The organism is Bacillus sp. SRB_8, assembly GCF_003264205.1.
Taxonomy (GTDB): domain Bacteria; phylum Bacillota; class Bacilli; order Bacillales; family Bacillaceae_G; genus Bacillus_A; species Bacillus_A mycoides.
This window is the reverse complement of record NZ_NADT01000042.1, coordinates 40989-51396: the sequence shown is the minus strand read 5'-3', so window position 1 is coordinate 51396 and position 10408 is coordinate 40989. Positions and strand designations below refer to the sequence as shown.

Sequence of the window (10408 nt, the reverse complement as noted above, 5' to 3'; positions counted from 1 at the left end):
TAAAAAACCTAACTTAATCATACGAGGTGGTGATATGTCTTTTAACGTAAACAAATTAAGTAAGTGTTAAAGGAATGGCGTTTTGAGTAGTTTACTTTAGATGTTTTAAACCGATGGGGAAAATCATTGTAAGGGGGAGATTTTATGATGGAAATATCAAAAGAAGTAAATAGTGAAAGGAATTACACAATAATGACAGCGGTGTTATGTTGGGCGGGCATGGTGGTTATGTCCAGCTTATATGTGACGATTCCTTTAACCGTTCTATTTTCAGACCTTTTTAAGGTTTCATTAGCACAATCTGCGGCTACAGGCAGTATATTTTCTGTTGGCTTTGCTATAGGTTGTTTGTTATTTGGGGCAATCTCTGATAAATATGGGAGAAAAAAAGTGATCTTTATTGGACTGCTTGCACTGTCGATTGTTTCTTTTTTCTTAGGGATTGTGGATAGTTTATTTTGGCTTGTTATTCTTCGAGGGTTACAGGGGATAGCAGCAGCTACATTTTCTCCAGTAGCGTTAGCTTACGTTGTAGAAATGTTTCCAGTAGAAAAAAAGGTTACAACAATAGGATTTGTTAGTACCGGTTTTTTAGTAGCTGGAATTGCAGGGCAAGTAATAAGTACAGCTGTTAGTCAGCATTTTGGATGGCATATGGTGTTCTTTCTTCTTAGTATTGTCTATATCATTACTGCTGTATGGATTCATTATTCTCTTCCGAAAGGGGAAATGTCTCAATCCAATACTGATATTTTGGGACCAATTAAACAGATGGGTAAAGTTTTTACACATAAAAGCTTAGTATTGAGCTATATGATTGCATTTGTTTTATTAATGGCTTTTGTTAACATGTATACTGTTTTAGGGGATTATTTGAGCTCTCCTACTTACAATTTAATTCCAGAACAAATTCTTTATTTTCGCTTAGCGGGGCTATTTGGTATGTTGCTGTCACCACTTGCGGGTCGTTTAACAAAGAGGTTCGGAGTAAGGCAAGTTCTTCAGGGCGGATTGTTGGTTGCTATTTTTAGTTTAAGTTCAATGGGCTTTATTTCCAACCTGCCGCTACTTGTAATGATGAGTATCTGTTTTGTAATAGGTATTGCTATATCCGTTCCGTCTTTAGTTTCTCTTGTCGGCCAATTAGGAGGAAAATCAAGGGGAATAGCAGTTTCTATTTATACTTTCGTTTTATTTTTAGGAACTAGTATAGGACCTATTATTTCTATTTATCTTATGAAAATAGGGGACTATGCTCAGACGTTTATTTTATTAGGATTGATACTCTTTATTGGTTTTGTTTCCACTCTTTTTATTCAAATAAAGGAATGCAAGGATCTTTAATATGCTCAACTAATAAAATATGAATTTGCCCGCGATGATGATAAAAATGTGCAACGATTTCAAGCAACCATTCGAATCGAGAGTAAGAAATACCCCAATAAGCAGTCATAATTTCCGCTAATTCTTCATTGGAATAGGATAAAAAAGTTTTAGAAAGTAAATCGTACCCTTGTATCATCGTTTGCTGTATTTGAGTAATTGTTTCTGGTGTTTGTTCTATATAAAAGGTATGTAAGTATTTTTCCGTAATACCATTTAATATGAGTAAATCAGCATGGAAAATAAGGGAAAGATGTGTGCACATTTCAAATAATGACCGCTTTGATTAAATAGGCTTTATTTTCAAATCACTTTCAGTATATTGGTTCAGTATTTGAATGGAAGTATCGATAGCAATTTTAACTTGATTCAATGCAGATGGAACAAACATTGTAATTATTCTCACCTCCGTATATAATAGTTTCTTAAGGGTATTATATCATACTCAAAATTCCGAAAATTCTAGTAGTTTGACTAGCATAGTGAAAAGTATTATATTGTAAAAGGTCATATGAAACGTGAAATAGAATGGAATGTAATTATTGAGTTAGGAGTTAGACCAATGAGCTTGAAATATGGAAGAGATACAATTGTTGAAGTTGACTTAAATGCGGTAAAACATAATGTAAAAGAATTTAAAAAACGTGTGAATGATGAAAATATTGCAATGATGGCTGCTGTAAAAGCGAATGGGTATGGTCATGGGGCAGTTGAAGTTGCGAAATCGGCTATTGAAGCAGGAATAAACCAACTTGCAGTTGCATTTGTAGATGAAGCAATTGAATTAAGAGAAGCTGGAATCACTGTACCTATTTTAATTTTAGGATATACACCAGTAGCAGCTGTAGAAGATGTAATTCAATATGACGTTATGATGACTGTTTATAGAGTAGAAGATTTACAAGGTATAGATGAAGTTGCAAACCATCTTCAAAAGAAAGTGCGAATTCATGTGAAAATTGATACAGGAATGAGCCGTATTGGTTTACAGGAAGAAGAAGTTAAACCGTTTTTTGAAGAGTTAAAACGTATGCGATATGTAGAAGTAGTAGGGATGTTTACACATTACTCTACCGCTGATGAAATAGATAAAACTTATACAAATATGCAAACAAGTTTGTTTGAGAAAGCTGTAAATACAGCGGAAGAATTAGGAATTCATTTTCCATATATTCATAGTTCAAACAGTGCAGGATCAATGGAACTTAGTAACACATTTCAAAATATGGTTCGTGTCGGTATTGGAATTTACGGTATGTATCCTTCAAGAGAAGTGGATCATACAGTTGCTTCCTTACAGCCAGCGTTGTCTTTAAAATCAAAAGTAGCTCATGTTAAACATGCGAAGAAAAATCGTGGTGTTAGCTATGGGAATACTTATGTAACAACGGGCGAAGAATGGATTGCAACTGTACCGATTGGTTATGCTGATGGTTATAATCGTCAGCTATCTAATAAAGGGCATGCACTAATAAACGGAGTACGAGTACCTGTAATTGGCCGTGTTTGTATGGATCAGCTTATGCTAGATGTTACAAATGCAATGCCAGTACAAGTAGGAGACGAAGTTGTATTCTACGGCAAACAAGATGAAGAAGAGATTGCGGTGGAAGAAATAGCAGATATGTTAGGTACAATTAATTATGAAGTTACATGCATGTTGGATAGAAGAATTCCACGTGTTTATAAAAAAAATGATGAAACGACTGCGGTTGTAAATATATTAAGAAAAAAATAAGAAAAAACTGAATCGATATGATTCAGTTTTTTTATTTTTGACAAATGAAAAATGTTCTATTTGCACCATGTAGTTGAATGTTTTTAAATCCTACAGATTCCAACGAAGAAATTATTTCTTCATTGGAGTAACAGGCTTCCTCAAAAGAAAAGTCACTTCTTTTCCAACTATCATCTATGTCATGTTTAAATAGTATGAAGTTCATTTCTGCTCTGTTACTTTCACTATCATACGTGGAATCAATGGTACAAACATATTCTCGTTCTGAAATATGAAACGAAGCACTCCAGTTTTCAAGAAATCCTTTTTCTGTATTTATATCAAATGCGAATGTACCTCCATCATATAATGCCGAATAAACATGATGAAAAGCGTCTTTTAGCTCGTTTAATTTCATAATGTGATTTAAGCTATCACCGGCTGAGATGACGTAGTGGAATTGCTTATTTATATTGAAATAGCGAGCATCATCGACGATGAAGGTTGCATCTGGCGCATTTTGACGTGCGTGTTCGATCATTTGAGCAGAACCATCTATACCAGTTACTATAAAATTATTATCAATTAGTTTCCTAGTAAGATGACCAGTCCCGCAGCAAAGGTCTAATATACGGGAGTGGGAAGCGGCATCTTGTAAAACAAATTTATGATAGGCTGGATAGGAGTGTTCTGCAAAATGTCCCCAATGTTTATTATAAATGTCTGCAAAAATATCATAATCAGAATAAATTAGTTTTTTAGACATATGTATTCTGCTCAAAATTCATTAAATTATAATAGTCATGCTTCTTTTTAATTTCAAAACCACATTGTGTATATAGTTTTAAAGCATTGTTATTTTTCGTTTCGACGTCTAGTTCAATTGTTGAAACTCCTTCTGTAATAAGTGTATGTACCATATAACTAAGAATATCTTTACCATATCCTTTACCTTGATAAGAAGGATGAACTGCAAATCCTGATAGTGTAGTAGATTGCTCTTGCTCAGTAACTGTAATCGTTCCTATCACTTTTTCATCGATAAGAGCACTGTAAACTTGATGGGAAGATGAATTCATCATCTTTTGTAACCATGTGGATGTATTTGCTGCCGAATCTCCAAAAGCTTCACTAGCGATTTCTATAAGATCAGGAAGTAATTCAGAAGATGCAACGGTAAGATTAATATTATTTTTCATTGTTTTTTGTGCTTCGTTTGTTTTGAACTCCATACCGTATTCACTGTATAAATAAGGAAAGTTCATTTGTTTTGCAAATGATTTCCCTGAAATAGAGTCACCATTAATTATAAGAAGGGCTTCATCAGCCTCTCTTTTTTGTATTTCTTTCATTGCGGTTTGTAAAAGAGTAGTGCCTATATGTTGTTTCCTATAGTTCGGATGAACAAACCCTATTAACTCCAGTTTTGTTGGTCTCTCAAAGTCATATATACTTAATGCACCGATTAATTGAGTATCATCATAAAATAGAAAATCATTTACCACTTCTATATTACGGGCAGTTAAAAAGTTTATATGTAAATCTGACGAGTAATCAATTTGATCGTGTTGTCCGCAAATATGAGATAAATCTTTCATTTGCTGAATTTCGTTTGCTGTTAAAGATTTCTTTTGTTCAATATTCATTTCATAATCCCTCTCATTCGTATTTAAAAATAGGATGGATGACGCAACCACTTGTCTAACTCCACACTGCCCTGAACAGATAATAACCGGTACAAATATCGATAGGGATGTCTACATTCTTCAAGACGAGGAATGGGCATAATGGTTTCGTAACCTTGTTTAAAAGCATGAGCCTCTTTTTCTGTAAGTACATATTCTAATCCAATAAAATCAAACTCTCGTGGAGAAATTGCATAAGCCTCTGTATCTACTAAACCAGTAATAGATTCTCCATCTGATAAAAACTGAGTAGGATCCATATCAATTAAAACAAGTGTAGATTCCTTCGGTGACGGCAAGGAAGAGAGCTGTGACTCAAAAGTATGAAATGCGTTTTGGATGCTCGCGTTATCGGAATAGAACTTATTTACAAGATCTTTACTGATTTTTAATATGTGAGACTTAAATTCTTCTAGTGGAATGTGGAAAGTATTTGATGGGTTTCCTATAAACTCTGCTTGAAACGAATGAATTTCTGCTAGTCCTTTTCCAAGACTGAATAAAATAGAATCAGGTTGTCCGATAAATGATTGCAGCGTATTTCCGGTTAGTTTTTCGACGATTACATACTCTCGCTCATTTAAAACATGTTTTTGCAAAATAGTCGGGATGGGTAAGGTAGTATGCTTTTTCAATAATGCGTGTATTGTTTCTAAATGATGTACATGCCTTGGATCAATTCCAAAAAGATTTTTACATCCCCACCAAAAATCATTGTTGGGCTCTTCAGTCATTTTTGAAGAGCGAACAATAACTTCTTCAGCTTCTGTTTTAACAAGAAACACGTCGCTTGCATGGTCTTCATAGCCTGGATGCAAAGCTTGAGCGGATAAAATAGGTGAAGTAAACAATTGTTGTAGCATGAAAGAGCTTCTTTTTCTGTAAATTCTATAAATTCATTATATAACAGAATATGTACCAAGTGGATAATGATGGGGACAACATAGAACTTAAATAAATTTATGGTGAGAAATCAGTGTGAAAATTATATTTTTCTAGTTTTGTATGAATTATCAAAATAATGTTTCTGATGATAAATCTGTAAAAATGCCTGAATGTAAATCCCGTATTTTTCAATAAATGAAAGGTTAAGCCTACTTTTATAAGAGTTATAATGTAGGTTATAAAAAATATTTCTCAATAATAAAATGAAGAGAAAAATATGAAGAAGTAGAATAGATTACTTAATAGTTTTAAATTAATTAATATGATTAACTATTAATTATATTAGATAGGAGAGAATATTATGGCAAATGTACTCGTAATAAATTTCCCTGGAGAAGGTCATATAAATCCGACTTTAGCTATTGTAAGTGAGTTAATTCGGCGAGGGGAAACAGTTGTTTCGTATTGTATTGAAGATTATAGAAAGAAGATTGAAGCAACAGGTGCAGAATTCCGAGTGTTTGAGAATTTTCTCTCTCAAATTAATATTATGGAACGAGTAAATGAAGGTGGGAGTCCTTTGACGATGCTATCTCATATGATTGAAGCATCAGAGCGTATTGTTACTCAAATTGTAGAAGAAACAAAAGGGGAAAAGTACGATTACTTGATATACGATAATCATTTTCCAGTAGGACGTATTATAGCGAATGTTTTAAAATTACCTAGCGTTTCTTCTTGTACAACGTTTGCTTTTAATCAGTACATTACTTTTAATGATGAACAAGAATCGAGACAAGTAGATGAAACTAATCCATTATATCAATCTTGTTTAGCGGGAATGGAAAAATGGAATAGGCAGTATGGAATGAAATGTATTAATATGTATGATATTATGAATCATCCTGGTGATATTACTATTGTATATACTTCAAAGGAATATCAGCCGCGTTCAGATGTATTCGATGAATCGTATAAGTTTGTCGGTCCATCAATTGCTACTCGAAAAGAAGTAGATAGCTTTCCTATGGAAGATTTAAAAGATAAACAATTGATTTTCATTTCTATGGGAACAGTTTTTAATGAACAACCTGAGTTATATGAAAAATGTTTTGAAGCGTTTAAAGATGTAGAAGCGACAGTCGTATTAGTTGTTGGTAAGAAGATAAATATAAGTCAATTTGAAAACATTCCGAATAACTTTAAGTTGTATAATTATGTGCCGCAATTAGAAGTATTACAGTACGCTGATGTATTCGTGACACACGGTGGTATGAATAGTTCGAGTGAAGCACTATATTACGGTGTCCCGTTAGTTGTAATTCCGGTAACAGGAGATCAGCCTTTAGTTGCGAAACGAGTGAGTGAAGTAGGAGCTGGAATAAGGCTTAATTGTAAAGAATTAACTTCTGAATTGTTAGGTGAGACTGTAAAGAAAGTAATGTATGATGTAACGTTTAAGGAAAATAGTCGTAAAGTTGGAGAGTCACTTCGAAATGCTGGTGGGTATAATAGAGCAGTTGATGAAATATTTAAAATGAAAGTGAATTCATACTTAAAACTTAAATAAATGTTTGGAGCACACTTACTGAAATACGTAAGTGTGTTTTTATAAATAAATTACATAAAAAATCACTATAAAGGTGAAACTTTTGTGTATATAAACTGATATCTTTGAATTAGTAGTAAAATTACGTTAAAATAATACTAAGAAAATATATAAGTTTTGGGGGTAATGAATGAAAAAATTATTCGAATACGTATTATTAACAATTGGATCCATTATTGTAGCGGGCTCACTAGAACTTATTTTAGCGCCTAATGGCCTAGTAGACGGTGGGGTAACTGCGATTGCTATTATGGCAAATAAAGTTGCAGGATTACCGCTTTACGGAGTGTTTTTAGGACTTAATATTCCTATTTTGTTATTTACTGCAAAAGTAATGGGTAAGAAGTTCTTTATCCGTACGTCTTATGCAAATGTTGTTACAACACTTGGATTGATTTATTTAAAGCCATTTCCAGCAATTACAACTTCGGAATTATTAATTGTACTTTATGGAGGAGTTCTATTTGGAGTTGGTGTTGGGATTGTTGTAAAAATGGGTGGAGCAATTGATGGGTCAGAAATGTTAGCTGTTTGGATGAACAAGCATTTTAAAGTACCAATTAGTACATTTTTACTTGCTGTAAATGCGGTTATTTTCATTTTTGTTGCCATTTTATTTTCAATCGAACAAGCGATGTTCTCATTAGCTATTTTCTATATTGTTACGAAAATGATTGATTTCATATTAGATGGTATTAATCAAGGAAAGAGCGTTATGATTATTTCTGGGAAAAATAAAGAAATAGGCGATTTGCTTATGAAAGAATTGCAATTATCCGTTACGTATCTACATGGAGAAGGTGGTTTTTTAGGAGAGCACAAGAAAATCATTTATTGTATTACAAACCGTTTCATTTATCCAAAAATGAAAGATCTCGTTCTCTCTGTAGATCCAACCGCTATAATTGAAGCTTCCTATTCAACAGAAACAACTGGTGTTAAGCGTCCAGGAAGGACTGCTCGATCAGGAGACGTATCAGAAAAATAGTGTGTAAAATAACTCCACATAAGTTATACTTATGTGGAGTTATTTTACTTAGGGAACCAGGATTCCTTTAGTAATTTGACTACAATTTCGATACTATCTTCGGGAATGCTGCCGAAACCGAGTAGTACATATGACGCCTCGCTTAAATTATGTACAGAATCATATGTAGAGAGTGGGTATAATTTGATTTGTTGTTTTGCAGCAGTATGAATCAGTTCTTGTTCGTTCATACCATTATGAACATGAAGTACGATATGCAGTCCAGACTGTTCGCCAAGTATTTGAACACGAGATCCCATTTCATTTTTGATAGATTTAACTAGTAATGTGTGCTTTCTTTTATATAACGTACGACTACGGTTCAAATGGCGCTCCCAATCACCATTGTGAATAAAGGTTGCAAAAGCGAGTTGCTGTATTGTGGAAACAGTTTGTTTAAACTTACCTTCAAGCTCTGTATAGATTTTTAATAGATGAGTTGGTAAAACGATATACCCCATTCGCAAAGAAGGTAAGAAGGATTTCGAGAAAGTTCCCATATAAATAACGCGTTCATTTGAATCTAGTCCTTGTAAAGAGGGAATAGGTTTTCCTACATAACGAAATTCTCCGTCATAATCATCTTCAATAATATATCCTCCGCAATCATTGGCCCATCTTAATAATTCGAGCCTTCTAGATAATGGCATAATCATTCCAAGAGGAAATTGGTGTGATGGAGTGACGTATGCTACATTGGAACGTGATTCACGTAAAGCTGAAATACGAATCCCTTTATCGTCTAATGAAATAGGGTGAACAGGAAGACCAGAACTTTGAATCATGGCAGTTATACGGTGAAATCCAGGGTTTTCGATTCCATATTCTTTTTTTGAACCAAGCAGTTGAAGTAGTAGCCAAAGAAGAGGCTGCGTACCGGCTCCGATAATAATTTGATCAGGTGAAGAATGTACCCCGCGGGCATGGTATAAATATTTTGAAATATGCTCTCGTAAAACGAACTCACCTTGAGGATCTTCTCTAGCAAATAATTCATTTTCATACTGGAATAAAGTTTCTTGTAATGCTCTTTTCCAGTTTGTAATTGGAAAAGCTTTTTGATCAATCAGCCCTTGGCTACAATCATAGTCATATTGTTCTTTTTTTATATTGTTAGCGCTGTTTGACACAACTTGTTGTTTATTTTTAATGACATCAATATCAACTTCTGCAACAAAAATCCCACGTTTCGGTTTACTTTCTACATAACCTTCAGCTAGTAATTGTTGATAAGCAGATTCAACAGTAATACGGCTAACATTAAGTTGTATCGCTAAATTTCTGTGAGAAGGAAGGCGTGTACCGGCAGGCAGTGATCCCTGAGAGATTTCTCGTTTCATATATTCGTAAATTTGTAAATAAATTGGTGTTTTACTTTCTAATTGCAATGAGATAGTAAGATCCATTTTATGAATTCTCCTTTAAAAACTGGCCATATAAAAAATAATCGAACTGTCACTTAAGTGAGGGGCAGTTGCTTTTTATAATAATGATATAACATTTAGAAAATTTTATAAATAGTAAGGAGAGAATCATAATGAATATTAGAGAAGTAGTAACAGAAGCTGATTTACATGATGTATTCCCCGTATTACAGCAATTACGAACGAAACTTTCAAGAGAAGAAGCAAGTTCTTTATTTCAAAAAATGAAAGAAGAAAATTATAAACTACTTTCGTTACAGAATGAAGATGATGAAGTTGTTTGTCTTGCTGGTGTAGCAATTTGTACGAACTTTTATAATGAGAAACATGTTTTCGTATATGACCTTGTAACTGCGGAAGCTCACAGATCGAAAGGATATGGTAAAGTTCTTCTGTCATATGTAGAAAAATGGGGGAGAGAAAAAGGGTGCAGTTCTATCGTTCTTACATCAGCGTTTCCAAGAGTTGATGCCCATCGTTTTTATGAAAGAGAAGGCTATGATAAGGTAAGTTATTCTTTTTATAAAGAGTTATAATATTAAGTAGGTTCTATGTGAGGTAACATATAGAACCTACTTTTATTTAGAAGTTTAAGATGAAGAGGGTTAATTGCTTATTTTGTCGAATAGTTTCTTTATAATTGAGACGATAATATTGAATGTAAAGAAGGTTAGGGGA

9 protein-coding genes and 1 pseudogene are annotated in these 10408 nt (G+C 33.6%); 5 read left to right on the top strand and 5 right to left on the bottom strand.

Going from position 1 to position 10408, the window contains the following annotated elements; all coding sequences use genetic code 11:
- Nucleotides 1-147 precede the first annotated feature (147 nt).
- Nucleotides 148-1344 (top strand): MFS transporter, encoded by a 1197-nt coding sequence (locus B5P40_RS26480; protein ID WP_113710183.1) that lies wholly within the window; start codon nt 148-150, stop codon nt 1342-1344.
- Here the strand turns inward: B5P40_RS26480 and B5P40_RS26475 are convergent.
- Nucleotides 1313-1774: pseudogene (locus B5P40_RS26475) on the bottom strand (DinB family protein). The gene B5P40_RS26480 and the pseudogene B5P40_RS26475 sit on opposite strands and share 32 nt — an antisense overlap.
- Before the next feature lie 171 nt (nt 1775-1945).
- Between B5P40_RS26475 and alr the strand changes: the two are divergent.
- Nucleotides 1946-3121, top strand: coding sequence for an alanine racemase (gene alr, locus B5P40_RS26470; protein ID WP_016120086.1), 1176 nt, complete (start codon nt 1946-1948; stop codon nt 3119-3121).
- Nucleotides 3122-3152: 31 nt separating this feature from the next.
- Here the strand turns inward: alr and B5P40_RS26465 are convergent, their stop codons facing one another.
- Genes B5P40_RS26465 through B5P40_RS26455 form a run of 3 tightly spaced genes read right to left on the bottom strand, consistent with a single transcriptional unit; the run spans nt 3153 to nt 5648 of the window.
- Entirely contained in the window at nt 3153-3866 is a 714-nt protein-coding gene (locus B5P40_RS26465) for a class I SAM-dependent methyltransferase (RefSeq protein ID WP_113710181.1), read from the bottom strand.
- Nucleotides 3859-4746: a GNAT family N-acetyltransferase gene (locus B5P40_RS26460; RefSeq protein WP_113710180.1), complete on the bottom strand. Its 888-nt coding sequence runs from the start codon at nt 4744-4746 to the stop codon at nt 3859-3861. The genes B5P40_RS26465 and B5P40_RS26460 overlap by 8 nt, the downstream gene beginning before the upstream one ends.
- 23 nt (nt 4747-4769) lie before the next feature.
- Entirely contained in the window at nt 4770-5648 is an 879-nt protein-coding gene (locus B5P40_RS26455) for a phosphotransferase (RefSeq protein ID WP_113710179.1), read from the bottom strand.
- A 383-nt stretch (nt 5649-6031) separates the two neighbouring features.
- On the opposite strand from B5P40_RS26455, the gene B5P40_RS26450 reads away from it, so the two are divergent.
- A complete protein-coding gene (locus B5P40_RS26450; protein WP_113710178.1) occupies nt 6032-7240 on the top strand; it encodes a macrolide family glycosyltransferase in 1209 nt (402 codons plus the stop codon).
- 169 nt (nt 7241-7409) lie between these two features.
- Nucleotides 7410-8267 carry a YitT family protein gene (locus B5P40_RS26445; protein WP_002031506.1) on the top strand — a complete coding sequence of 286 codons (858 nt, stop codon included), beginning with the start codon at nt 7410-7412 and terminating at the stop codon, nt 8265-8267.
- A 44-nt stretch (nt 8268-8311) separates the two neighbouring features.
- On the opposite strand, the gene pdxR is transcribed toward B5P40_RS26445, so the two are convergent.
- Nucleotides 8312-9712, bottom strand: coding sequence for a MocR-like pyridoxine biosynthesis transcription factor PdxR (gene pdxR, locus B5P40_RS26440; protein ID WP_113710177.1), 1401 nt, complete (start codon nt 9710-9712; stop codon nt 8312-8314).
- A 131-nt stretch (nt 9713-9843) separates the two neighbouring features.
- Between pdxR and B5P40_RS26435 the strand changes: the two genes are divergently transcribed.
- Nucleotides 9844-10266: a GNAT family N-acetyltransferase gene (locus tag B5P40_RS26435; protein ID WP_003188852.1), complete on the top strand. Its 423-nt coding sequence runs from the start codon at nt 9844-9846 to the stop codon at nt 10264-10266.
- Nucleotides 10267-10408: the final 142 nt, after the last annotated feature.